General features: G+C 70.8%; 21 protein-coding genes and 1 pseudogene. 7 read left to right on the forward strand and 15 right to left on the reverse strand.

Annotated elements, in window-relative coordinates; genetic code table 11:
* The first annotated feature begins 146 nt into the window (after nucleotides 1-146).
* The 3 genes from ACFU95_RS21910 to ACFU95_RS21920 all read left to right on the forward strand — a co-directional run bounded on the left by ACFU95_RS21910 (nucleotide 147) and on the right by ACFU95_RS21920 (nucleotide 1364).
* Entirely contained in the window at nucleotides 147-218 is a 72-nt protein-coding gene (locus ACFU95_RS21910; protein WP_309544753.1) for a putative leader peptide, read from the forward strand.
* 136 nt (nucleotides 219-354) lie between these two features.
* Nucleotides 355-885, forward strand: a complete 531-nt coding sequence (locus ACFU95_RS21915) for a cysteine dioxygenase (protein WP_383830056.1) — start codon at nucleotides 355-357, stop codon at nucleotides 883-885.
* A gap of 41 nt (nucleotides 886-926) precedes the next feature.
* Nucleotides 927-1364 carry a rhodanese-like domain-containing protein gene (locus ACFU95_RS21920; protein WP_383830115.1) on the forward strand — a complete coding sequence of 146 codons (438 nt, stop codon included), beginning with the start codon at nucleotides 927-929 and terminating at the stop codon, nucleotides 1362-1364.
* 244 nt (nucleotides 1365-1608) lie between these two features.
* Here ACFU95_RS21920 and recX read toward each other — a convergent pair whose 3' ends face one another.
* From recX to ACFU95_RS21940, 4 genes are all read right to left on the reverse strand, one after another.
* Nucleotides 1609-2541 carry a recombination regulator RecX gene (gene recX, locus ACFU95_RS21925; RefSeq protein WP_383830059.1) on the reverse strand — a complete coding sequence of 311 codons (933 nt, stop codon included), beginning with the start codon at nucleotides 2539-2541 and terminating at the stop codon, nucleotides 1609-1611.
* A 3-nt stretch (nucleotides 2542-2544) separates the two neighbouring features.
* Nucleotides 2545-3669 (reverse strand): recombinase RecA, encoded by a 1125-nt coding sequence (gene recA / locus ACFU95_RS21930; protein WP_383830062.1) that lies wholly within the window; start codon nucleotides 3667-3669, stop codon nucleotides 2545-2547.
* 360 nt (nucleotides 3670-4029) lie between these two features.
* Nucleotides 4030-5319: an AI-2E family transporter gene (locus ACFU95_RS21935; protein WP_383830065.1), complete on the reverse strand. Its 1290-nt coding sequence runs from the start codon at nucleotides 5317-5319 to the stop codon at nucleotides 4030-4032.
* Between the two features lie 60 nt (nucleotides 5320-5379).
* The gene (locus ACFU95_RS21940; RefSeq protein ID WP_383830068.1) at nucleotides 5380-5574 is read right to left on the reverse strand and encodes a DUF3046 domain-containing protein; all 195 of its coding nucleotides are present in this window, start codon (nucleotides 5572-5574) and stop codon (nucleotides 5380-5382) included.
* A gap of 80 nt (nucleotides 5575-5654) precedes the next feature.
* On the opposite strand from ACFU95_RS21940, the gene ACFU95_RS21945 reads away from it, so the two are divergent.
* Nucleotides 5655-6629, forward strand: a complete 975-nt coding sequence (locus tag ACFU95_RS21945; protein WP_383830071.1) for a hypothetical protein — start codon at nucleotides 5655-5657, stop codon at nucleotides 6627-6629.
* 6 nt (nucleotides 6630-6635) lie between these two features.
* Here the strand turns inward: ACFU95_RS21945 and ACFU95_RS21950 are convergent, their stop codons facing one another.
* The 3 genes and pseudogenes from ACFU95_RS21950 to ACFU95_RS21960 form a co-directional block, all read right to left on the reverse strand.
* Nucleotides 6636-6944, reverse strand: a complete 309-nt coding sequence (locus ACFU95_RS21950; protein ID WP_383830073.1) for an AzlD domain-containing protein — start codon at nucleotides 6942-6944, stop codon at nucleotides 6636-6638.
* Nucleotides 6941-7672: an AzlC family ABC transporter permease gene (locus tag ACFU95_RS21955; protein ID WP_383830076.1), complete on the reverse strand. Its 732-nt coding sequence runs from the start codon at nucleotides 7670-7672 to the stop codon at nucleotides 6941-6943. Before ACFU95_RS21955 ends, ACFU95_RS21950 begins: the two co-directional genes overlap by 4 nt.
* A pseudogene (locus ACFU95_RS21960) lies at nucleotides 7555-8534 on the reverse strand (AraC family transcriptional regulator); the annotation flags it as partial. The gene ACFU95_RS21955 and the pseudogene ACFU95_RS21960, both read right to left, overlap by 118 nt.
* Nucleotides 8535-8671: 137 nt before the next feature.
* Here ACFU95_RS21960 and ACFU95_RS21965 point away from each other — a divergent pair.
* The 3 genes from ACFU95_RS21965 to ACFU95_RS21975 are packed head-to-tail and all read left to right on the forward strand — an operon-like array spanning nucleotide 8672 to nucleotide 15414.
* On the forward strand, nucleotides 8672-13678 hold the full coding sequence (locus tag ACFU95_RS21965; RefSeq protein WP_383830079.1) for an ATP-dependent helicase: 5007 nt from the start codon (nucleotides 8672-8674) through the stop codon (nucleotides 13676-13678).
* Nucleotides 13679-13726: 48 nt separating this feature from the next.
* The gene (locus tag ACFU95_RS21970) at nucleotides 13727-14617 is read left to right on the forward strand and encodes a DNA-formamidopyrimidine glycosylase family protein (RefSeq protein ID WP_383830082.1); all 891 of its coding nucleotides are present in this window, start codon (nucleotides 13727-13729) and stop codon (nucleotides 14615-14617) included.
* Between the two features lie 32 nt (nucleotides 14618-14649).
* Nucleotides 14650-15414 (forward strand): SDR family NAD(P)-dependent oxidoreductase, encoded by a 765-nt coding sequence (locus ACFU95_RS21975; RefSeq protein ID WP_383830085.1) that lies wholly within the window; start codon nucleotides 14650-14652, stop codon nucleotides 15412-15414.
* Here ACFU95_RS21975 and ACFU95_RS21980 read toward each other — a convergent pair.
* From ACFU95_RS21980 to ACFU95_RS22015, 8 genes are all read right to left on the reverse strand, one after another.
* On the reverse strand, nucleotides 15362-15640 hold the full coding sequence (locus ACFU95_RS21980) for a hypothetical protein (RefSeq protein WP_383830088.1): 279 nt from the start codon (nucleotides 15638-15640) through the stop codon (nucleotides 15362-15364). The two genes, ACFU95_RS21975 and ACFU95_RS21980, sit on opposite strands and share 53 nt — an antisense overlap.
* Nucleotides 15641-15939: 299 nt before the next feature.
* Nucleotides 15940-16320 carry a helix-turn-helix domain-containing protein gene (locus ACFU95_RS21985; protein ID WP_030046881.1) on the reverse strand — a complete coding sequence of 127 codons (381 nt, stop codon included), beginning with the start codon at nucleotides 16318-16320 and terminating at the stop codon, nucleotides 15940-15942.
* Nucleotides 16321-16429: 109 nt separating this feature from the next.
* Nucleotides 16430-16975: a CinA family protein gene (locus ACFU95_RS21990; RefSeq protein ID WP_383830091.1), complete on the reverse strand. Its 546-nt coding sequence runs from the start codon at nucleotides 16973-16975 to the stop codon at nucleotides 16430-16432.
* Nucleotides 16972-17736, reverse strand: coding sequence for a CDP-diacylglycerol--glycerol-3-phosphate 3-phosphatidyltransferase (gene pgsA, locus ACFU95_RS21995; RefSeq protein WP_383830094.1), 765 nt, complete (start codon nucleotides 17734-17736; stop codon nucleotides 16972-16974). The genes ACFU95_RS21990 and pgsA overlap by 4 nt, the downstream gene beginning before the upstream one ends.
* On the reverse strand, nucleotides 17733-19214 hold the full coding sequence (gene rimO / locus ACFU95_RS22000; protein WP_383830097.1) for a 30S ribosomal protein S12 methylthiotransferase RimO: 1482 nt from the start codon (nucleotides 19212-19214) through the stop codon (nucleotides 17733-17735). Before rimO ends, pgsA begins: the two co-directional genes overlap by 4 nt.
* Before the next feature lie 93 nt (nucleotides 19215-19307).
* The gene (locus tag ACFU95_RS22005; RefSeq protein WP_383830099.1) at nucleotides 19308-20144 is read right to left on the reverse strand and encodes a helix-turn-helix domain-containing protein; all 837 of its coding nucleotides are present in this window, start codon (nucleotides 20142-20144) and stop codon (nucleotides 19308-19310) included.
* Nucleotides 20145-20425: 281 nt separating this feature from the next.
* On the reverse strand, nucleotides 20426-23194 hold the full coding sequence (locus tag ACFU95_RS22010; protein WP_383830101.1) for a DNA translocase FtsK: 2769 nt from the start codon (nucleotides 23192-23194) through the stop codon (nucleotides 20426-20428).
* A gap of 161 nt (nucleotides 23195-23355) precedes the next feature.
* Nucleotides 23356-24036 carry a two-component system response regulator gene (locus ACFU95_RS22015; protein ID WP_048580335.1) on the reverse strand — a complete coding sequence of 227 codons (681 nt, stop codon included), beginning with the start codon at nucleotides 24034-24036 and terminating at the stop codon, nucleotides 23356-23358.
* Nucleotides 24037-24055: the final 19 nt, after the last annotated feature.

Here is a 24055-nt window from a genome sequence, read left to right on the forward strand (position 1 = left end):
CCGTCGTATGGAACCGGTTCTCACCCCGAAGTGAACAGATCCTCACCCCGAAGCGGCACTCACTGTCACTGTGCGGTCCGCATAGTGACAGTGAGTTGACCGGCCCGCACCGGCATGGTGTACTCCGGATCGTGACCGACACCTGTGTGCGCCTGTGGCGGAGGGTCCATATGGACCTCGTCCGCTATGCGGGCTGCGTGTGTCGCCCGTCCTGCTGAACTCGCCTTCTTTCTTCTCGCGCGCCACTCCCGACACCTGATCCCTGTCGCCTGTGCTGTCGCGCACCCTTCGCGAACTCACTTCAGGACGGTGCCCGTGTCTGTCTCTCCTGCCGCCGTTGCCACTTCTCAACCCGTGACCACGCCTGCTGCGCCGAATTCCACGTCGAGCTCCACGCCGACGCAGGCGGACCTTCTCGACTTCGTACGGCGCACGGCCGCCGACGCCGATCTGATCGCCTCGCTCCCGCTCGACCCAGAGGGCCGTACCTGGGTACGGCTCGAGGGCCCCGGCGGCAGCGAGGCCTGGTTGATCGGCTGGCCGCCCGGGACGGGCACCGGCTGGCACGACCATGCCGACTCGGTCGGGGCCTTCGTCACCGCGGCCGGCGAGCTCAAGGAGAACGCGCTCGCGGTCCGGCTGCCCGCCGACGGCTGGAAGACGTTGGAACTGACGGACGACGTGGACCGGGAACGGCGGTTGTCGGCGGGAAAGGGCCGCTCTTTCGGCCGTCACCATGTGCACGAGGTCCTCAACGAGTCCTCCGACCAGCATGCGATCTCCGTTCACGCCTACTACCCGCCCCTGCCGCGGATCCGCCGCTTCAGCCGCAGCGGGCCGATCCTGCGCTTGGAGCAGGTGGAGAGCCCGGAGGACTGGCAGTGAGCGGCCTGACCGAGCGACCGGGCAGCGGGGATGAGCCGAAAGTGAGCGAGGGCGGGGGCAACGTGTCTGAACAGCCGGTCGGCATCGACGAGTTGCTGGAGCGGGTACGCGCGGGCTACACGCGGATCGAGCCGCAGGAAGCGTACGAGGCCGCCCGGTCCGGCGAGGCTCTGCTGGTCGACATCCGGTACGCGGCCCTGCGTGAGCGGGACGGTCTGATACCGGGTGCCCTCGTGGTCGAGCGCAACGAACTGGAGTGGCGGCTCGATCCACAGGGCAGCCATCGCGCCGCCGAGGCGACGAGTCACGACCTGCGGGTCGTGGTGATCTGCAACGAGGGGTACGCGTCCAGCCTGGCGGCCGAGTCGCTACGGCGACTGGGGCTGCACCGGGCCACCGACCTGGTCGGGGGCTTCCAGGCGTGGCGGACCGAAGGACTTCCGGTGACGTCGGGCGCCGGAGCAGGAACTCAGGCTTAGACACTGCTTCCGGGCAGCGGACAGGGCCTGCGCAGCGACCACGACCTTGTCGACCGTCTCGTGCCGCACATCGGGCATCGGGTCGCAATCGGATCGCGCATCGGACCCAACAGGGGCGCGTGATCACTGCCCGGCCCCGAACGCGATGGGCGCCCCCGCGCGTCCACCGTGTCCGGGGCCGGAGTCCCACCGGCACCGGCCGTCGCCCGCTGCCAGGCCCTCTGCGGTTCCGCGGCCGTCGGGATCAGTACCCCTCGTCCTCGAGGAACTCCGTGTCCTCGCCCTCTTCTTCCAGTGCCTGCCGGACCACTCGCAGGGCCATGCCCTCGGGGTAGCCCTTGCGGGCGAGCATGCCCGCGAGGCGGCGCAGGCGTTTGTCGCGGTCGAGGCCGCGTGTGGAGCGCAGTTTGCGGTCGACGAGTTCGCGTGCGGTCGCCTCTTCCTGCTCGGAGTCGAGCTGGGAGACAGCCGCGTCGATCAGTGTGGAGTCGACGCCCTTCGTACGCAGTTCCCTGGCGAGCGCGCGTCGGGCGAGCCCCCGGCCGTGGTGCCGGGACTCCACCCAGGCGTCCGCGAACGCACTGTCGTTGATGAGGCCGACCTCCTCGAACCTCGACAGCACCTCCTCGGCGGCATCGTCCGGGATCTCCCGCTTGCGCAGGGCGTCCGCCAGTTGCTTCCGCGTGCGCGGGGTCCCGGTGAGCAGGCGCAGACAGATCGCCCGCGCCTGCTCCACCGGGTCCCCTGGGGGCGCCCCCTTCTCGGCCCTCGACGAGGCAGGGACGCCTCCGTCCTGTCCGGACGGCTCCGTGCGGCCGCGCCGGCGACGCCCACGGGAGCCGTCCGCGCCCCGAGCCTCGCCGCGACCGCGGCGTGAGCCGCCACCGGGCGCACCGGCGCCGTGCGCCGAACCGCCCTCCGCCCACGCTTCGCTCTCTGTCGCGCCATGGCCCGGCTCATCGCCGTACACCGGGCCCGACTCGTCGCCGTACCCCCCGAAGGATTCGCTCCTGCCGTACGGCGCCGTGCCGTCGTTCCCCCGGTCCGCGTCATGGGCCGTGTCTCCGGCATGGGCGTGGCCGCCCATCCCGGAGCAGCCCTCGTCGCCGCTTCGTCCCCGCCTCCGCGGAGCGTCCGGGTCAGCGGCGTACTCGGCCCAGTCCGTTCGCCGTGTCAAGGGTCAGCTCTTGGCGGTCGCAGCCTTGGTCTTGGCTGCCTTGGCCGCCGGAGCGGGCACCGTCTTCGCGGCGTCGTCCGGGGTGGCGGAGACCGCGGCGTCCGCGCCCGGCTCGGCAGCGGGCTCCTCCGGCCGCACGCCGACGCCCAGCTTCTCCTTGATCTTCTTCTCGATCTCGTTGGCCAGGTCGGGGTTGTCCTTCAGGAAGTTGCGCGCGTTCTCCTTGCCCTGGCCGAGCTGGTCGCCCTCGTACGTGTACCAGGCGCCGGCCTTGCGGACGAAGCCGTGCTCCACGCCCATGTCGATCAGGCCGCCCTCGCGGCTGATGCCGTGGCCGTAGAGGATGTCGAACTCGGCCTGCTTGAAGGGCGGCGCGACCTTGTTCTTGACGACCTTGCAGCGGGTACGGTTGCCGACCGCGTCGGTGCCGTCCTTCAGGGTCTCGATACGACGGATGTCGATACGGACCGAGGCGTAGAACTTCAGCGCCCGGCCACCGGTCGTGGTCTCCGGGGAGCCGAACATCACGCCGATCTTCTCGCGGAGCTGGTTGATGAAGATCGCAGTGGTCTTGGACTGGTTGAGCGCGCTGGTGATCTTCCGCAGGGCCTGGCTCATCAGACGGGCCTGGAGGCCGACGTGGCTGTCGCCCATCTCGCCCTCGATCTCCGCGCGCGGGACGAGCGCGGCGACGGAGTCGATGACGATGAGGTCGAGGGCACCGGAGCGGACCAGCATGTCCACGATCTCCAGAGCCTGCTCGCCGTTGTCCGGCTGGGAGAGGATCAGGTTGTCGATGTCGACGCCGAGCTTCTTCGCGTACTCGGGGTCAAGGGCGTGCTCGGCGTCCACGAAGGCGACCTGGCCGCCGGCCTTCTGCGCGTTCGCCACCGCGTGCAGGGTCAGGGTCGTCTTACCGGAGGACTCCGGGCCGTAGACCTCCACCACACGGCCGCGCGGCAGGCCGCCGACGCCGAGGGCCACGTCGAGTGCGGTCGACCCGGTGGGGATGACCTCGATGGGCTCATTCGGCCGCTCGCCCATGCGCATGACCGCGCCCTTGCCGAATTGCCGTTCAATCTGTGCGAGTGCGGCATCCAGGGCCTTCTCGCGGTCGGTTCCTGCCATGGGTTCCACCCGGTTTGCTTGAGTCGATCGCTTCACGTCAAAGACGCTAACGCCTGCCACTGACAATGCGCCCCGACGCCCGTCCGGCCTGTGGATAACTCGGGTACTTCTCCGTCGAAACCATGGCGAAGTGCCCGCCGAGCGCCTCGCCGGCGCCTCCATGAGAATGGATGTTCGATTTTTGTGTCAAGCGCACCACGCGCCACCTACGAGACTACGTTCGCGACCCGACACTCCCCGGATTCCCGGCCGGCCGCCCGGGCCAGACCCGCCCCCGCTCCCGGCCTGGCCGCACACTCCCCGGACAGGCAGGCGTTCCCGGACAGGCAGGCACTACCCAGGAGAGACCGCGATCTCTCCTCAGTCGGAGTTCTCCGTGGAACTCTCCCCGGAGTCTCCCGCCTCCGACCGCGGCTTCGCCGTTCCCCGCCTCCGCCGAGTCCACAACGCACGCGCGCGGGCGACGAGGCCCCGCCCCGATCCCCGCCTCCGATGCCCGTGGACCCGGGGGTCGTCGGTGACGTCGTAACGCTTCACGTACGCCCCCAGGAACGCCTGGAGCGTGGCGATCGCCGGGATGGCGACCAGCGCGCCCACCGCGCCGAGGAGGGCGGTGCCCGCGATGACCGACCCGAAGGCCACCGCGGGGTGGATGTCGACGGTCTTCGAGGTCAACTTGGGCTGGAGGACATAGTTCTCGAACTGCTGGTAGACCACGACGAAGATCAGTACCCACAGCGCGTACCAGGGATCGACCGTGAAGGCGATCAGCATGGGCAGGGCGCCCGCGAGATACGTGCCGATGGTGGGGATGAACTGCGAGACCAGGCCGACCCACACGGCGAGCACGGGCGCGTAGGGCACGTCCAGGCTCTCCAGCAGGATGTAGTGGGCTATGCCGGAGATGAGCGCCATCAGGCCGCGCGAGTACAGGTAGCCGCCGGTCTTGATGACGGCGATCTCCCACGCGCGCAGCACCTCCGCCTGCTTGGCGGGCGGCAGCACGGAGCACAGCGCGCGGCGCAGTCGCGGGCCGTCCGCGGCGAAGTAGAACGAGAACAGCGTGATGGTCAGCAGCTGGAAGAGACCGCCGAGGACCTGGGCGGACACGTCCAGTACGCCCGTGGCGCTGTTCTGCACGTAGTTGCGCAGCCAGTCGGAACGGAGCAGGCCCTCCTGGACGTCCACGCGGCGCAGCTCGGTGTGGAAGTGGGCGTTGATCCAGTTGATGACCGAGTCGAGGTAGTCCGGGAAGTCCTCGACGATCTTGATGATCTGGCCCGCGAGCATGGACCCCAGCAGCGTCACGAACCCGGCGGACACGACGATCACGGCGAGGAAGACGATGCCGGTGGCCAGGCCCCGTCGCATACCGCGTGAGGCCATCCAGCTCACCGCCGGCTCGATGGCCAGCGCCAGGAAGAACGCGATAAGAACGTTGATCAGCAGCCCGGTGAGCTGGTGAAACGCCCAGCTGCCCAGCTGGAACGCGCCGACGAGCGCCAGCGCGAGCACCAAGGCGCGCGGCAGCCAACGAGGCATGCGGGCGTCCGGCCCGGCGGCGCCCTCGCCCGGCGGCGGGGTGGGCGGCGTCGTGCCGAACGGGGATCCGTGCCGGGCAGGCTGCCCGGTCTCGTCAGTGCGTGCCACGGAGCAAGTGTCGCCCACGCCACCGACAACCGGCTGCCGTCCTGCGATCTTCGTGACCGGTCAGCGCTTCTCTCCCGGAACGTTCATGACGGCGCAGACCACACGCCACACGTCCTTGGCCTCCCAGCCGGAGTCCAGCGCCTCGTACACCGTGCACCCGCCGAGCTCCGCCATCACATGGTCGCGCGCGAAGGTGTCGGCGTTCCCCGGACCGAAATGGTCCACCATCCGCTCCCAGAAGACCGTCAACCGCATGCGTCCAGTATCCCGCCCCTGAGAGTGGGCCTGCGCCGGGACCACTTGCCGAGACCGCTTTCCGCCCTACGGTCTGTCGCATGCCCGAAACCGGAGCTTCCCCACTCCCCCCGGCGCCCCCGGCGCCCTCCCCGCTCTTCCGCGCCGAGCAGTTCGTCCAGCTCACCGCGCGCGTGCTCGAACAGCGCCTCTTCGCGTACCACTTCCTGAACGGCGCCGCAGACCCGGTGGAGACCGCGCTGGACGCCTACCGCAACGAGGACGGCGGGTACGGCCACGCTCTGGAACCGGATCTGCGCGGTCCGGTCAGCCAGCCGTTGCACGCCGGTCACGCACTCCACGTCCTGGACGCCCTCGAACGCTGCGGCGGACAGCGCGTGGACCGTGTATGCCGCTATCTCACCTCGGTCTCCACCACGGACGGCGCCCTCCCCGCGATGCACCCCGGCCGGCACGGCTACCCGGCGTCCCCCTCCATCCCGATCGTGGCGGACGCTCCCAGCTCGCTCCTGGCCACCGGGCCGGTGGTCGGTCTGCTGCACCGCAACGAGGTGTGGCATGCCTGGCTGTTCCGGGCCACGGACTTCTGCTGGCAGGCGGTCGAGTCGCTGGAGAAGTCGCATCCGTACGAGATCGAGGCCGCCGTGGCCTTCCTGGACTCCGCTCCGGACCGTCCGCGCGCGGAGGCGGCGGCCGACCGTCTGGGCCGCCTGGTGCGCGACCAGGGCCTTGCGGCGCTGGACCCGGACAACCTCGACGCGTACCCGGTCTCCCCCGGCTACGCCCCCGACGAGCACCACTTCCCGCACGACTACGCGAGGACACCGCGCTCCTTCGCGCGCGCGTGGTTCACGGACGACGAGATGAGCCGCTCCCTCGACCACCTCGCCGGCGGGCAGCAGGAGGACGGCGGCTGGCCGCTCCTGCCCCACCGCTCGACGCGTGGCTGGTACCCCCAGCGCCCGTGGGCACCGGGCATCGCGCTGGAAGCGCGCCCCATGGTGACGATCGAGGCACTGCGCACGCTCCGCGCGTACGGCCGCCACATCGGCTGACCAGTCTCAACCGCCCAGGGCGCGCACCCCAGCCGTCACCACCACGGCCGCCGCGACGACGACCAGGAACGGGGCCCGCAGGACGAGCGCCACAGCAGCCGCGGCAACCCCTGCCACCCTCGCGTCCAGCACCAGCTCATGTCCGTTCCCGAAGGTCTGCTGAGCCGTGAGGGCGGCAAGGAGGGCGACGGGCAACAGGGCGGCAAGACGCCGTACGAGAGGTCGCTCCAGGGCGCCCGCGGGCACCAGCAGTCCGAGCAGCTTGACGCCGTAGCAGCCGAGGGCGGTGACGCCGATCGCGATCCAGGTGCTCACCGTTCCCCCTCCCGTACGGCTCCCTCGCGACGCCCTCGCGCCCACAACACGACCGGTGCCGCGAGGGCGGCCACCAGGACGGGCACGCCGGCAGGCAGCACGGGCAACAGCCCGAGCCCCAGTACCACGGCGAGAGCGGCGACAGCACGCTCGGTCGCGGACTTCACCATCGGCGCGAGCAACGCCAAGAAGACAGCGGGCCCGGCCGCGTCGAGCCCCCAGGCATCGGTGTCGCCCATGGCCTCCGCCCCGAGCGCACCGAGCAACGTGGTGAGGTTCCACAGCACGTACAGACTGAGCCCGGTCACCACGAACCCGATCCGTGCGCCGCGCCGCGTCGGCTGCGCCAGCGCGACAGCCGCCGTCTCATCGATCACCCATTGCGCGGCGAACGGCCGCACCGCGCGCGTGAGGCTCAGCAACTGCGACAGCCGCAGCCCGTAGAAGGCGTTGCGCACCCCCAGAAAGAAGGCGCCGGCGGCCGCGGTCAACGGGCTGCCGCCCGCCGCGAGCGCACCCACGAGCGCGAACTGCGACGCTCCCGTGAACACCAGCAAACTGAGCGCACAGGTCTGCACGAGCGTGAGCCCACCGCCCGCCGACGTCACCCCGAACGCGAACCCGGACAGTCCGACGGCGACGCCGACGCCCAGGGCGTCCCGTACGACTGCGGCATCGGGCCTGCCCCTGTCCACCTGGAGATCTTCGAGAGCTTTCTGTTCTGCCACGCCCGTGACGCTAGGCCGACCACCGGCGCGCGTCTTGTACGTTCTTGCGCTCCCGCCGGTAGGCCCCCGGAGGAACGCCGACGATCCGGGTGAAGTGCCGATTCAGATGCGGCTGATCGGTGAACCCCACAGCAACGGCTGCCTCCGCCGGCGCGACACCCGCGTCCAACAACCGTCGAGCCTCCCGCACCCGTGCATCGGTCAACCAGGTATGCGGCGGCATTCCGTACAGCTCCCGAAACGCCCGCAGCAGGGCGAACGGACTGCTGCCGAGATCAAGAGCCAGCGTCTCCAGACTCGGCGGCTCGGCCATCCGCCCTTCCAGCACCTCACGCGCGCGTACGGCGATCTGGGCCCCGGCCGTCCGCACCTCCCGCTGGGGAAGAGTCCCACCGTTCAACCGCAGCAGCCGGGTCACGGCAACCCGAAGCAGCGTGTCGGCGGCCAACGCGTTCCCCTCGTCAGCGGCACGCAGCACCTGATGCACCAGGCCCACGGTGTACGGGTCGTCCACCACCGGTCTGACGAAGCCCGGCGTCCCTCGGATCACGGTGGTCTCGGCCGCGATCTCGGCCACCACCTCCGGCGCCGGGTAGACGGCCCCGTACCGCCACCCCTCCGGAACTCCCGCCCGCCCCGTATGCGGCGTGTCCGGATTGACCAGCGCGAGAGCACCGGCCCCCGCATACTGATCGGCCCCTTGGTGGTGGAAGACCTCCACACCGTCCGCGATGGCAGCGATCACAAAGCTCTCATGCGTGTGCCGCACAAACGTCTTCCGTATGTACCGCGCCCGCAGCAGGTCGACTCCGGGCAGGTCGGCATACCGCCAATGCCGCGCCCGCTCGCCGGAACCTGCCATATCCCCATTCTGGGCGAAGCCGGCGGATGCCGATCGGCGGCCCCCTCACGACGCGGCAGCCACTCTCACCCAACCCGTGAACCGAAGCCGATCCCCAGCTCAGCCGCGTTGTCAGTGCCCGGGTGCAGGATGGACGCATGGTCAGCAACCCGCACCGAGCCCTGGACGGCTTCTCCCCCGCGACCCGCGGCTGGTTCACGGGCGCGTTCTCCGCGCCCACCGCGGCCCAGGCAGGCGCGTGGCAGGCCATCCAGGAGGGCTCGGACGTGCTGGTCGTTGCCCCCACCGGCTCCGGCAAGACCCTGGCCGCCTTCCTCGCCGCTCTCGACCAACTCGCCGCCACACCCCCGCCGGCCGACCCCAAGAAGCGCTGCCGAGTTCTCTACGTCTCCCCCCTCAAGGCCCTGGCCGTCGACGTGGAGCGCAACCTCCGCAGCCCCCTGACCGGCATCCGCCAGGAATCCGTACGCCTGGGTCTGCCCGAACCCGAGGTGAAGGTCGGCATCCGCTCGGGCGACACCCCGGCCGCAGAGCGCCGAGCCCTCTCGACCCGCCCTCCGGACATCCTGATCACCACCCCGGAGTCCCTGTTCCTGATGCTGACGTCGGCCACGCGCGACGCCCTGACAGGCATCGAGACGGTGATCCTCGACGAGGTCCACGCGGTGGCGGGCACCAAGCGCGGCGCCCATCTCTCGCTCACCCTGGAGCGCCTGGACGAGCTCCTCCCGAAGCCGGCCCGCCGCATCGGCCTCTCCGCGACCGTCCGCCCGGTCGACGAGATCGCCCGCTACCTCTCCCCTCGCCGCAAGGTGGAGATCGTCCAGCCGAAGTCGGGCAAGGAGTTCGACCTCTCGGTCGTGGTCCCCGTCGAGGACCTCGGTGAGCTGGGCGGCTCCCCGGTCGCCGAGAGCACCGAAGGCGCGGAACGCCCCTCGATCTGGCCCCACGTCGAAGAACGCATCACCGACCTCGTCCAGTCCCACCGCTCCACCATCGTCTTCGCCAACTCCCGCCGGCTCGCGGAGCGCCTGTGCAACCGCCTCAACGAGATCGCCTACGAGCGCGCCACCGGCGAACCCCTGGACGAGCACCATGCCCCGGCCGAGCTCATGGGCGGCTCCGGCGCGGCCCAGGGCGCACCCCCGGTCATCGCCCGCGCCCACCACGGCTCGGTCTCCAAGGAACAGCGCGCCCTGGTCGAGGAGGACCTCAAGGCGGGCCGCCTGCCCGCAGTCGTTGCCACGTCCAGCCTCGAACTGGGCATCGACATGGGCGCGGTCGACCTGGTCGTCCAGGTCGAATCACCCCCGTCCGTCGCCTCCGGCCTCCAGCGCGTCGGCCGCGCCGGCCACCAGGTGGGCGCGGTCTCCACCGGTGTCGTCTTCCCGAAATACCGCGGCGACCTGGTCCAGGCAGCCGTGGTCACCGAGCGGATGCGCACCGGGTCCATCGAGTCCCTCAAGGTCCCGGCGAACCCCCTGGACGTCCTCGCCCAGCAGGTCGTCGCCATGACGGCGATGGACACCTGGCAGTTCGACGACCTCCTCGCCACCGTCCGCAGAGCCGCCCCCTTCGCCTCCCTCCCCGAGTCCGCGTTCACCGCGGTGCTCGACATGCTCGCCGGCCGCTATCCGTCCGACGCGTTCGCCGAGCTTCGCCCACGGGTGGTCTGGGACCGGGTCGCCGGCACGATCACCGGCCGCCCCGGCGCCCAGCGCCTCGCCGTCACATCCGGGGGGACCATCCCCGACCGCGGTCTCTTCGGGGTCTTCCTCGCCGGGTCGGACCCCAAGAAGGGCGGCGGCCGGGTCGGTGAACTCGACGAGGAGATGGTCTACGAGTCGCGCGTCGGGGACGTCTTCACGCTGGGCACCAGTTCCTGGCGCATCGAGGACATCACGCGCGACCGCGTCCTGGTCTCCCCCGCCCCGGGCGTACCGGGCCGCCTCCCCTTCTGGAAGGGGGACCAGCTGGGCCGCCCGCTCGAACTGGGCCGCGCGGTGGGCGCGTTCCTGCGCGAAGTCGGCTCGCTGCCCAAGGACGACGCCCGTCTCCGGCTCCTCACGGCCGGCCTGGACGCCTGGGCCGCCGACAACGTCCTGTCCTACCTCGACGAGCAGCGCGAGGCATGCGGCCACATCCCGGACGACCGCACGATCGTCGTAGAGCGCTTCCGGGACGAGCTCGGCGACTGGCGCGTCGTCGTGCACTCCCCCTTCGGCGCCCAGGTCCACGCCCCGTGGGCGCTCGCACTCGGCGCGAAGCTCTCCGAGCGGTACGGCATGGACGCGCAGGTCATGCACGCCGACGACGGCATCGTGCTGCGCCTGCCCGACGCCGACCTCATGGGCCTGGACCTGCTGGACCAGGAGCCCATGAAAGCCGGCACGGAGTACGACGCCGACAAGGCCCCCGTCGGCGCGGCGGACGTCGTCTTCGACAAGGGCGACGTCGACCAGGTCGTCACCGACCAGGTCGGCGGCTCGGCCCTCTTCGCGTCCCGCTTCCGCGAGTGCGCCGCCCGCGCCCTGCTGCTGCCGCGCCGCAGCCCCGGCAAGCGCACCCCGCTGTGGCAGCAGCGCCAGCGCGCCGCCCAACTGCTCCAGGTGGCCAGCGAGTTCGGCTCGTTCCCGATCGTCCTGGAGGCGGTCCGCGAGTGCCTCCAGGATGTCTTCGACGTCCCCGGACTCGTCGAGCTGATGGGCGATCTCGAGTCCCGCAAGGTACGCCTCGTCGAGGTCACCACCCCCGAGCCGTCCCCCTTCGCGCGCTCCCTCCTCTTCGGGTACGTCGCCCAGTTCCTGTACGAGGGAGACTCCCCGCTCGCCGAACGCCGCGCCGCGGCCCTGTCACTGGACTCACGTCTGCTGGCCGAGCTGCTCGGCCAGGCGGAGCTGCGCGAGCTGCTCGACGCCGAAGTGCTGACCGAGCTGGAGCGAGAGCTCCAGTGGCTGACCGAGGACCGCCGTGTCAAGGACGCCGAGAGCGTCGCGGACGTCCTTCGCCTCCTCGGCCCGCTCACAACCGCCGAGCTCGCCGAACGGGGCGCCGAACCGCACTGGGCCCAGGAGCTGGCCGGCGCCCGCCGCGCCATCAAGGTCCGCATCGCCGCCACCGACCACTGGGCGGCGATCGAGGACGCGGGCCGCCTGCGCGACGCCCTCGGCACAGCCCTGCCGGTCGGCGTCCCCGAGGCCTTCACCGAACCGGTCAAGGACCCGCTCGGCGACCTCCTCGCCCGCTACGCCCGCACCCACGGCCCGTTCACGTCGGCCACGGCGGCGGCCCGCTTCGGCCTGGGCGCGGCGATCACGGACGGTGCCCTCCAGCGGCTGGCGGCGAGCGGCCGTGTCGTCCAGGGCGAGTTCCATCCGGCCGGCATCGGCCAGGAGTGGTGCGATGCCACGGTCCTGCGCCGCCTCCGCCGCCGCTCCCTGGCCGCACTGCGACATGAACTGGAGCCGGTGCCACCGGCCGCGCTCGCGCAGTTCCTGCCGCAGTGGCAGCACATCGGCAAGGGCCACGGACTGCGCGGTATCGACGGGCTGGTCCGCGCCATCGAGCAGTTGCAGGGCGCGTCCGTGCCGGCATCCGCCCTGGAGAAGCTCGTCCTGCCGTCCCGCGTCGCGAACTACACCCCGGCGATGGTCGACGAACTCACCGCCGCCGGCGAGGTCGTCTGGGCCGGAGCGGGCTCGCTCCCCGGCAAGGACGGCTGGGTCTCCCTCTACATGGCGGACGCGGCCCCCCTGCTCCTGCCGCAGCCCCACCCCTTGGAGCTGACGGCACTGCACCAGTCCGTCCTGGACACCCTGTCCGGCGGCTACGGCCTGTTCTTCCGCCAGATCGCCGACCAGGTCCGCGCCACCACCCACCCTGACGCCACCGACCCGCAACTCGCCGACGTCCTCTGGGACCTGGCCTGGTCGGGCCGCCTGACCAACGACACGCTCGCACCCATGCGCTCCCTGCTGGGCTCGGGCCGCACCGCGGGCTCCACCGCCCACCGCGCCAAGCGCACGGTCCCTCGCGGACGCTACGGCTCCCTCACGGCCGCCGCCCGCCCCGCCTCCCGCACCGGCCCGCCGACCGTCGCCGGCCGTTGGTCCCTGCTCCCGGCCCACGAACCGGACCCCACCGTGCGGGCTCACGCCCTGGCCCGCACTCTCCTCGACCGACACGGCGTGGTGACCCGGGGAGCGGTCGCCGCGGAGGGCGTCGAGGGCGGCTTCTCGGCGACGTACCGCATCCTGTCCGCCTTCGAGGAAAGCGGCCAGGCGCGGCGCGGTTACGTGGTCGAGGGTCTCGGCGCAGCTCAGTTCGCCATGGACGGCGCGGTGGACCGGCTGCGCGCGGTGGCCAACGCCCGCGAACGGGGCGAGGGCCTGCCCGGCCCAGGCTCCCGCGACACCAACGACGCCCCCGACGGCTTCGGCGCACATGACACGTACGGCGCTTCAGACGGACACGGCGGCACCGGCCACTTCGGCTCCTCCGAAGGCTCCAGCAACCCCTTCGCCGACGAGGGCCGCACCCCCGCGTACGACAACCCCGACGGCACCCCCACCTACGACATCCCCGACCTCGACCACGACTTCCTGGACTCCCACCTCGGACCGGGCGACTACGTCTCACCCCGTGACCTCGCCCCTCGGGGCGGCCCCCGCACCCCCCAAGGCCCCGCGTGGCACAAGGGCGTCACCCCGTACGGCCCCGGCTCCGGCTCCCGCCCCGGCCGCCCCGCCGCCGACACCCGAGCCGTCGTCCTCGCCGCCGCCGACCCGGCGAACGCGTACGGCGCCGCCCTGGCCTGGCCCGAGCCACCCACCGGCGCCGGGCACAAGCCGGGCCGCAAGGCGGGCTCCCTCGTGGTGCTCGTCGAGGGCGAGCTGACCCTCTACATGGAGCGCGGCGGGAAGACACTGCTGGCCTGGCCCTCCGCCCCGGACACCGAGCCCGCCGACGACCCCCGCCTGCACACGGCGGCGGAGGCCCTCGCCGCGGCCGCCCGCGCGGGCTCCCTCGGCACGGTCACGGTGGAGCGGGTGAACGGCGCCTCGGCGCTGACGTCCCCCACAGGCGCCCTCCTGGAGGGAGCGGGCTTCATCGCGACACCGCGTGGCCTGCGCCTGCGCGCCTGACCCAAGCCGCGGCTCTGCCCGCGCCACCTTGCGTGCCACCCTTGACTCATGCCCGAAGGAGACACGGTCTGGCAAACCGCGAAACGGCTGCACACCGCCCTCGCGAGCAGGGTGCTGACCCTCAGCGACTTCCGGGTGCCGAAGTACGCCACCGTCGACCTCACCGGCCGTACCGTCCTGGACGTCACCCCGCGCGGCAAGCACCTCCTCACACGCGTCGAAGGTGGCCTGACGATCCACACGCACCTGGGCATGGAAGGTTCCTGGAAGGTCTACTCCGACGAACAGCGCTGGACGGGCGGCCCCGCCCACCAGATCCGCCTGATCCTCGCCGCCGACGCCGCAACCGACGCCGGTCCCGCCCGCACGGCCGTCGGCTACCGCCTCCCCGTCCTCGATCTGCTGCGCACCACCGACGAGGAGCACGCCGTCGGCCACCTGGGCCCCGACCTGCTGGGCCCCGACTGGTCCCCCGACCGTGCCCTCGCCAACCTCCTGGCGGACCCCGCCCGCCCCCTCGGTGAGGCCCTGCTGGACCAGCGCAACCTCGCCGGCATCGGCAATGTCTACAAGAGCGAGCTCTGTTTCCTGCTCCGGGTCACCCCCTGGCTCCCCGTCGGCGCGCTCCCCGCCGAGCACACCGCCCAACTCCCCGTACTCGCCAAGAAACTCCTGGAAGCCAACCGCGACCGCCCGATCCGCAGTACGACAGGCCGCCGAGGCCAGGATCTCTTCGTGTACGGCCGCGCAAACCGCCCCTGCCTGCGCTGCGTCGCCCCGATCCGCGCGGCGGACCAGGGCGACGGCTCCCGCGAGCGCCCCACCTACTGGTGCCCGAACTGCCAGGCGGGCCCGGCCCCGAGCCCCGCGGCCTCACGCACGGCTCCCCGCACCGCCCGCGGCTCCCGCCCTGGCACTCCACGCCGTACGACCAATTGACGACCCGTCAGAAACCCTCGTACCGTCCCTTCATGGCCGTCAAGGCGTACGACCTCACCGGACGCACCGCATTCGTCACCGGCGCCGCCAGCGGCATCGGCCGCGCCTCGGCCGTCCTGCTCGCGGAGGCCGGTGCCGCCGTGCACTGCGCCGACCGCGACACACAGGGCCTGCACGACACGGCGACCCTGATCAAGGCGAGCGGCGGTACCGCCCTCACCCACCATCTCGACGTCACCGATCGCGAACAGCTCCGCCAGGCCGTCGCCTCCTGCGAGCGACTCGACGTGATGGCAGCCGTCGCCGGGATCATGCACAGCAGTCCGGTCCTGGAAACCCGCGACGAGGACCTCGACCGCGTACTCGACGTCAACTTCAAGGGAGTGCTGTACGCCTGTCAGGAGGCAGCCCGCGCGATGCTCGCCCGCCACATCAGGGGCAGCATCATCACGATGGCTTCAGGCGCCGTCGACACCGGCGGCCCCGGCCTGCTCTGCTACGGCGCGGCCAAGGCGGCCGTCGTGCAGCTGACGAAGACGCTGGCGACGGAGATGGGCCCGCACGGCATCCGCGTCAACGCGGTCGCCCCGGGCTGGATACGTACCCCCATGACCGACCGCCACGGCACCGCGGCTCAGACGCAGACCGAGGTGTTCATGGCCCGGATGTCACCGCTGGGCCGGGTCGGCGAACCGGAGGACATCGCGCACGCGGTGCTTCACCTGGCGTCCGACGCCTCGTCCTTCACCACGGGGCAGATCCTGCGTCCGAACGGCGGTGTGGCGATGCCTTGGTAACCCGCCCCGCCTGCCAGGCCTGAGTCCAGCGGTGCGGGTCGACGGCTCCCGCGGCCCGCGCCTTCGGCACACAGTGCACCGGCAACAGACTCAACCCCCACCCTCCCGCGGCGACGGCCGCCTCCAGTGCCCCGGCACCGGGCGACAGCGCGAGCCGTAACACGGCCCACCACCACAGCGCCCCGAGCACGAGGGCCACCCCCCAGCGCGCTATCGGCCGTGCCATCCGCTCACCTCCAGCCCGAGGCTAGGCCGCCCATTCACCCGCCGGGAGGGCGCACCAGCGGCACACGGATGCAGCGCGGGCCAACGTCGTCACAGCGCGTCAGGCGCCGTCACCTTCTCCACCATGACCGCCGGGCCCCGCACCGGCAAACGGACGAGGCAGGTCCTGGAGACGCACCTGAAAGTCCCCGAACAGCACGAAACCCCGACCGCACTCCCTCAGGTCTCCCTGAAGAGCCCCGGCCGGGGCCTCACACACATCCTCGGCGCATGGTCAGCCCACGCGCACCCTGGTCACCGTCAGGCGGCGACCACGTCCACCGCCTCGGAAGGCGCCTTGATGGTCACCCGTTCCGGTGGCACACCGGTCACCGACACGGAACCCAGCATCGGACGGACCGACGCCGGTACAGGCTCGCTGGGCGTGGCCGCAGCAGACTGGGCCAGCTCGGCGAGGGCGAGCTCGTCGCTCACTTCCCGCATGAGCTCGGACATCCGTACGTCCAGCGCGTCGCAGATCGCGGCGAGCAGCTCGGAGGAAGCCTCCTTCTGCCCCCGCTCCACCTCGGAGAGATAGCCGAGTGAGACTCGGGCGGACGAGGAGACTTCGCGCAGAGTACGGCCCTGGCGCTGGCGCTGCCGACGCAGCACGTCACCCAGCAGGCGACGGAGCAGAATCATCGGTGGCTCCCTCCTCGGACCGCGTAGCCGCATCCTTCACGCCCCACCGTACCGCCTTGCGCCGCGGCCGTGCGGGGAGCGATGTCGTGTTCACTCAGGGCTGCAAACATCAAAACCCCCCGTTCCGTTCCGTATCCTGTGCCCGCTCATTCCCACTGTGTTCGCTCGCAAGCTCCGTCAGAAGCAGTGCGAGTACGCTCCGTACACTCTCCATACGAATTTCCGCACGGTCGCCGTTCAACCGCAGGGCCTCCACTTTTCCGCCACCGGCGGAACCGGAAGCGGGACCGGCAGGTCCGTCCACAGCCACGAAGACGGTTCCCACGGGCTGCCCGTCCTGCTCGTCGGGCCCCGCGACGCCAGTCGTGGCCAGGCCCCAGTCGGCTCCCAGCGCCTTCCGTACGCCGGCCGCCATCTGGGCTGCGACCTGTGGATTCACCGCTCCATGCTGGGCCAGCAAGGTGGCGTCCACGCCGAGCAGCTCATGCTTCAGCTCGGTGGCGTAGGCAGTCACCGACCCCCGGAAGGCCTTGGAGGCCCCAGGGGCGGCGGTGATTTCCGCCGCAACGAGTCCCCCGGTCAGTGACTCGGCGACAGCGACCGTTTCGCCCTTCACTGCGAGTAGTCGCACCACGTCGGCGGCCGGGGAACTCACGCTTCCGCCTCCTCCAACGCGGCCTCGCGCTCGGCAATTCCCTGCCTGCGCAGCACAATGGCCTGTCTCACATAGTCGAGCCCGGTCACCACGGTCAGGAGGACGGCCGCAGCCATCACCCAGAACCGCAACGTGGCCAGCCACCCCGTCAGCGCCAGGATGTACATCCCGACGGCCACGCCCTGCGTGAGGGTCTTGAGCTTGCCGCCCCGGCTCGCCGGGATCACGCCGTACCGGATGACGATGAAACGCAGAACCGTGACGCCGAGTTCCCGGCCGAGGATGACGCCCGTCACCCACCACGGCAGATCACCGAGGGCCGACAGACAGATCAGCGCCGCGCCCATGATCGCCTTGTCGGCGATGGGATCGGCGATCTTCCCGAAGTCGGTGACGAGGTCGTACGTCCGCGCCAGGTGGCCGTCGAACAGATCGGTGATCATGGCGACAGCGAAGGCCGCCCAGGCCAGGGAGCGCCACGCCGGGTCGTATCCGCCGTCGGCCAGCATCAGCACGACGAACGCGGGGACCAGGACCAGCCGGAGCATGGTCAGAAGGTTGGCGATGTTCCAGACGCTGGCCTGGTTGACGGCCGCGGCCGCGATCTTCCCGCCGCGCGCTGACTTCGCGCCGCCCGCGACACCCGGTTCGGCGCCGCCCGCCTTCGATCCGGCGGCCTTGGACGAACCCACGGCGCTCGCCTTGCCCGCCGCACCCGCCGGGGAGGAGCCACCCGCGGCGGACGCCGGAACTCCGGTCATCTGCCCGCCTCCTCACTACACGCGAGCATGCCCTGAAGCGGCTCGGCCACCAGGTCGACACCTTCCGTACCGACCACCTTCGCCTCGACCATACGACCGATACTCAGTCCCTCGCCGCTCGTGAGCAGCACCTGGCCGTCCGTCTCCGGCGCCTGGTGCGCCCCACGGCCGTACGCGCCCTCCGTCGAGTCCTCGGCGTCCACCGCCTCGACGAGCACGTGCACGGTCTCCCCGAGTCGCTCCTCGGCCCGCTGCGAGACGAGTTCCTCGGCCAGCCGCGAGACACGGGCCAGCCGCTCGGCGACGACGTCTTCGTCGAGCTTGTCGTCGTACGTCGCGGCCTCGGTGCCGTCCTCGTCGGAGTACCCGAAGACGCCGATGGCATCCAGGCGCGCGCCGTTCAGGAACCGCTCCAGCTCGGCCAGGTCGGCCTCGGTCTCGCCGGGGAAGCCCACGATGAAGTTGGAGCGCACGCCGGCCTGCGGGGCCTTGCTGCGGATCGTGTCGAGCAGCTCCAGGAACCGGTCGGTGTCGCCGAAGCGGCGCATCGCGCGCAGCACGTCGGGCGCGGAGTGCTGGAAGGACAGGTCGAAGTAGGGGGCGATCTTCGGGGTGGACGTCAGCACGTCGATGAGGCCGGGCCGCATCTCGGCCGGCTGGAGGTAGCTGACGCGCACCCGCTCGAGGCCGTCGACCTCGGCGAGCTCGGGCAGGAGGGACTCCAGCAGGCGGATGTCGCCCAGGTCCTTGCCGTACGACGTGTTGTTCTCGGAGACCAGCATGATCTCCTTGACGCCCTGCTCAGCCAGCCATCGCGTCTCGTTCAGCACATCGCTCGGGCGGCGCGAGATGAAGGAGCCGCGGAAGGACGGGATGGCGCAGAAGGAACAGCGCCGGTCGCAGCCGGAGGCGAGCTTCACCGAGGCGACCGGGGCACCGTCCAGGCGGCGACGCAGGGGCGCACGGGGGCCGGAGGCCGGAGCGAGCCCTTCCGGAAGATCCACGGGCGCGTGCCCGGGAAGTGCGACACCGGCTGCCGACTCCTGACGCTCGGCCGGGCTGATCGGCAGCAGCTTGCGCCGGTCGCGCGGGGTGTGGGCGGCGTGGATGCCGCCGTTCAGGATGGTCTGGAGGCGGTCCGAGATGTTCGCGTAGTCGTCGAAGCCGAGCACGCCGTCGGCCTCGGGGAGAGCCTCGGCGAGTTCCTTGCCGTACCGCTCGGCCATACAGCCCACCGCCACGACGGCCTGGGTTCTTCCATGCCCCTTGAGGTCATTGGCCTCCAGGAGGGCGTCCACGGAGTCCTTCTTGGCGGCGTCGACGAAGCCACACGTGTTGACGACGGCGACGTCCGCGTCTCCGGCGTCCTCCACGAGATCCCAGCCGTCCGCCTCCAAACGGCCTGCGAGCTCCTCCGAGTCCACCTCGTTACGGGCGCAGCCAAGAGTGACCAGTGCGACGGTACGGCGTTCAGGCATGGGCTCAAGACTACTTTGTCTCACTGACAGCCCACGTCGACGGGGTTGGCCGATCTTGGCCAACCCCGTCCGCGCTCGACCCTTCAGCCGGACTTATCCGGCCTGCGGGTCACCCTTCGTGTACGTGAGGCGCTCCACGGCGCCCGGCTGCCAGTCGTCCTCGATCTTCTTGCCGTTGACGTAGAGGTCGATCGCACCCGCGTCACCGAGGACGAGGTTGATCTTCTCGCTGTCCTGGAAGGTCTTGGACTCACCCTGCTTGAGCAGGTCGTCGAAGAGCAGCTTGCCGTTGTGGTCCTTGACACCGACCCAGCTCCTGCCGTCGACGGCGCTGACCTGGACGGTCACCTTGTCCTGCGGCACGGCGGCGATGGCGCTGTCCGACGGCTCCGGATCGGGGTCCTTGGGCTTGTCGGTCTTCGGGGTGGGCGTGGTCTTGTCGGCCGTCGGCGTCGAGCCACCCTCGGCGACCGACGACTTGCCGCCCTCGTCCTCGCCCTTGAACGCGGTGAACCCGACGAACCCGACCACGGCGACGATCGCGGCGACCATGGCCGCGGTCCAGTTGGGCCCGCGCCGCTCCGGGCGGATGCGCTCCGCCTCGAACAGGGGGGCCGCCGGGGTCGGCGCCGGTCGTCCGCCGTGCGAGTCGTCGTACTGGGCGAGGAGCGGGGCGGGGTCGAGGTGGACGGCTTTGGCCAGGGTCCGGATGTGGCCACGGGCATACACGTCACCGCCGCAGGCGGCGAAGTTGTCGTCCTCGATGGCATGCACGATGGCGATACGGACCCGGGTGGCGTTACTGACGTCGTCGACGGTCAGCCCTGCGTCGATGCGAGCCTGCTGGAGGGCACGGCCGATCGAGGGGCGGGATTCGTCGGACACGTCTTCGAACGGACGCTCGTCTTCAGGGGAGTTGCCGATGGACACGGGGGCGCCTTTCGAGCGTTTAAGCCACCTGTGCTGGAGGTTCAGTCTAGGGGGGGTACGAAAGGGTGGGGCAACCGGGCGGTGGGACTTTGTACGCCATCGGAATGGCCGGACACGCCGATGACGGAGATACGGGATTCTCGCGCTTCCCTCAACTTGACGTACGCCGAAGGGGAACGGTTGCTCAATGATCCCTCACGGGTGAGTCACGATCGGACATCGACTCATCACCCACCCGTCCGCAAGGCGACCACTGCGTCCGTTTCCACCCCGGACTCCCTTTAAGCCTCCCCGCGGATCACGGCGAGCACGCCGTCCAGCTCGTCAGGTTTCACAAGAACGTCACGAGCCTTGGAACCCTCGCTCGGCCCGACGACGCCCCGGGACTCCATGAGGTCCATCAGCCGCCCTGCCTTGGCGAACCCGACCCGCAGCTTGCGCTGGAGCATCGAGGTCGACCCGAACTGCGTGGAGACGACCAGCTCGGCCGCCTGGCACAGCAGGTCGAGGTCGTCACCGATGTCCTCGTCGATCTCCTTCTTCTGCTTGGTGCCCACGGTGACGTCGTCCCGGAAGACGGGCGCCATCTGGTCCTTGCAGTGCTGGACGACGACCGCGACCTCTTCCTCGGTCACGAAGGCGCCCTGCATACGCGTGGGCTTGTTGGCGCCCATCGGCAGGAACAGCCCGTCGCCCTTGCCGATCAGCTTCTCGGCGCCTGGCTGGTCGAGGATGACCCGCGAGTCCGCGAGCGACGACGTGGCGAAGGCGAGCCGCGAGGGGACGTTCGCCTTGATCAGACCGGTGACGACGTCGACCGACGGCCGCTGTGTGGCGAGCACCAGGTGGATGCCGGCCGCGCGCGCGAGCTGCGTGATACGCACGATCGAGTCCTCGACGTCACGCGGCGCGACCATCATCAGGTCGGCGAGCTCGTCGACGATCACCAGCAGGTACGGATACGGCTGGAGCACCCGCTCACTGCCCTCCGGCGCCTTCACCTTGCCGTTGCGCACGGCTTCGTTGAAGTCGTCGATGTGCCGGTAGCCGTACGCCGCCAGGTCGTCGTATCGGAGATCCATCTCCCGTACGACCCACTGGAGCGCCTCGGCGGCCCGCTTCGGGTTGGTGATGATCGGCGTGATCAGGTGCGGGATGCCCTCGTAGGCGGTGAGCTCGACGCGCTTGGGGTCGACGAGCACCATGCGCACGTCCTCCGGGGTCGCCCGCATCATGACCGAAGTGATCAAGCAGTTAATGCACGACGACTTACCGGAACCGGTCGCACCGGCAACCAGCACATGCGGCATCTTCGCGATGTTGGCCATCACATAGCCGCCCTCGACGTCCTTGCCGAGCGCGACCAGCATCGGATGGTCGTCCTCTGCGGCGGCCGCGAGGCGCAGCACGTCACCGAGGTTGACCATCTCGCGGTCGGTGTTGGGGATCTCGATGCCGACCGCGGACTTGCCGGGGATCGGGCTGATGATCCGGACGTCCGGGCTGGCGACCGCGTACGCGATGTTCTTGGTCAGCGCGGTGATCCGCTCGACCTTCACGGCGGGCCCGAGCTCGACCTCGTAGCGCGTGACCGTCGGCCCGCGCGTGAAGCCGGTGACACGGGCGTCGACCTTGAACTCGGTGAAGACCTGGGTGAGCGAGTCGACGATGGCGTCGTTGGCGGCACTGCGCGTCTTGCCCGGGCCGCCGCGCTCCAGGAGGTCGAGCGACGGAAGCGAGTACGTGATGTCGCCGGACAGCTGGAGCTGTTCGGCGCGTGGAGGCAGGTCGCGGATCTGGTCCGGCGCGGCCTTGGTGAGGTCCGGGACCTCGGCCTTGGTCAGATCCGCCGGCTCGGACTTCGTCAGGTCCGTCGGCTCGGACTTGGGGAGCTTCTCCTGCTTGGGCCGCGCGGCCGGGACCGGCGTCGGCACCGGGGTGGTCTCCGCGCGGTCGCCCACGCTCACGCCCTGGGTGAGGTCGGCGACGATCGGCGAGGGCGGCATTCCGTGCAGGACGGCACCGTCGAGCGCGGCAGCGGCGGCCGCCGCGACGTCCACAGCGTCCATGGGACGGTTCATCTCAGGCTGCGGCACCGCGGAGCGCCTCGGGCGGCCGCGACGCCGCGAGAGGGCCTCCTGCTCGGCGCCGTCGGGGTCGTACGCCTCGGGGGCCGAACGCCGCTTGCGACCGCGAGCCGCGGGCAGCGCCTCGCGCCACTGGTCGTCGTAGCGCTGGTCGTCCTCGGTGACGTCGTCCTCGTCCTCATCCGGGTCGGGCAGGATGCCGAGCTTGATGCCCAGCAGCCGCAGCCGCTGCGGAATGGCGTTGACCGGGGTGGCCGTGACGACCAGCAGACCGAAGATCGTGAGCAGCACGAGCAGCGGTACGGCGAGGACCTCGCCCATGGTGTACGTCAGTGGAGTCGCCGCGCCCCAGCCGATGAGGCCGCCCGCGTCCCTTATGGCCTGCATGCCGTCGCTGCGGGCGGGCGAGCCGACGGCGACGTGGACCTGGCCGAGCACGCCGATGACGAGCGCGGACAGGCCGATGACGATACGGCCGTTGGCCTCGGGCTTCTCGGGGTGCCGGATGAACCGGACACCGATGACCGCGAGCAGTATCGGCACCAGCAGGTCGAGCCGGCCGAAGGCACCGGTGACGATGATCTCGACGAGGTCCCCGACGGGGCCGCGCAGATTGGACCAGGTACCGGCGGCGACAATCAGCGCGAGCCCGAGGAGCAAGAGCGCGATGCCGTCCTTGCGATGGGCCGGGTCGAGGTTCTTCGCGCCCTGCCCTATGCCGCGGAACACGGCACCGACCGCGTGCGCCAGCCCGAGCCAGACGGCACGCACGAGCCGGTAGATGCCCCCCGTGGGGTTGGGAGCCGGCTTGGGCGGGGGCGCGGCTTTCTTCGCCGCGGCCTTCTTGGCCGGCGCCTTCTTCGCGGGGGCTTTCTTGGCAGCGGCCTTCTTCGCCGGGGCCTTCGCGGAAGCGGCCGCCTTCTTCGCGGGCGGCTTCTTGGCTGCGGACGGACGTGAGGCCATGGGTGTGAGGTTACCGGTGGAGACGACAGCGGACACGTGTGCCCACTGCTTCACCCGTTCGTGTCGCCCTTGTAGAGGCGGCGAACTGACGCCGGTTCACGGGCCAGTCACACGCTGGACGGCCCCGCGACGGTCGCACGTCAACCCGCGCGACCGCGACGTCAGTTCTGCGAGGGAACCGACGACGTGCTTCCGGTGCCCGGCTCCAGCGCGTCCAGCGCCCGCCGCAGTCCCGTGAGTTTGCGTTCGAGATGAGCCGCCGTGGCCACCGCCGCCGCGTCCGCCGACTCGTCGTCAAGCTGCTTGGACAGCGCCTCGGCCTGCTCCTCGACCGCGGCGAGCCGCGCCGACAGCTCGGCCAGCAGCCCGGTCGGCTCCTTCGAGTCGGCACCCGCGGCCTTGCCGCCGCCCTCCAACTGGAGCCGCAGCAGCGCCGCCTGCTCACGCAGCTGGCAGTTCTTCATGTACAGCTCGACGAACACCGAGACCTTCGCCCGCAGCACCCACGGGTCGAACGGCTTCGAGATGTAGTCCACCGCGCCCGCCGCGTATCCACGGAAGGTGTGATGCGGGCCGTGGTTGATCGCGGTGAGGAAGATGATCGGGATGTCCCGGGTCCGTTCTCGCCGCTTGATGTGCGCCGCGGTTTCGAAACCGTCCATTCCCGGCATCTGGACGTCCAGCAGAATGACCGCGAAGTCGTCCGTCAGCAGTGCTTTGAGCGCTTCCTCCCCGGACGATGCCCGCACCAGGGTCTGATCGAGCGCAGAGAGGATCGCCTCCAGCGCCAGCAGATTCTCCGGCCGGTCATCGACCAGGAGGATCTTGGCCTTCTGCACCATGGCCCGCCCTCCTCGCCCC

The organism is Streptomyces sp. NPDC057623 (assembly GCF_042800355.1).
Classification (GTDB): Bacteria; Actinomycetota; Actinomycetes; order Streptomycetales; family Streptomycetaceae; genus Streptomyces.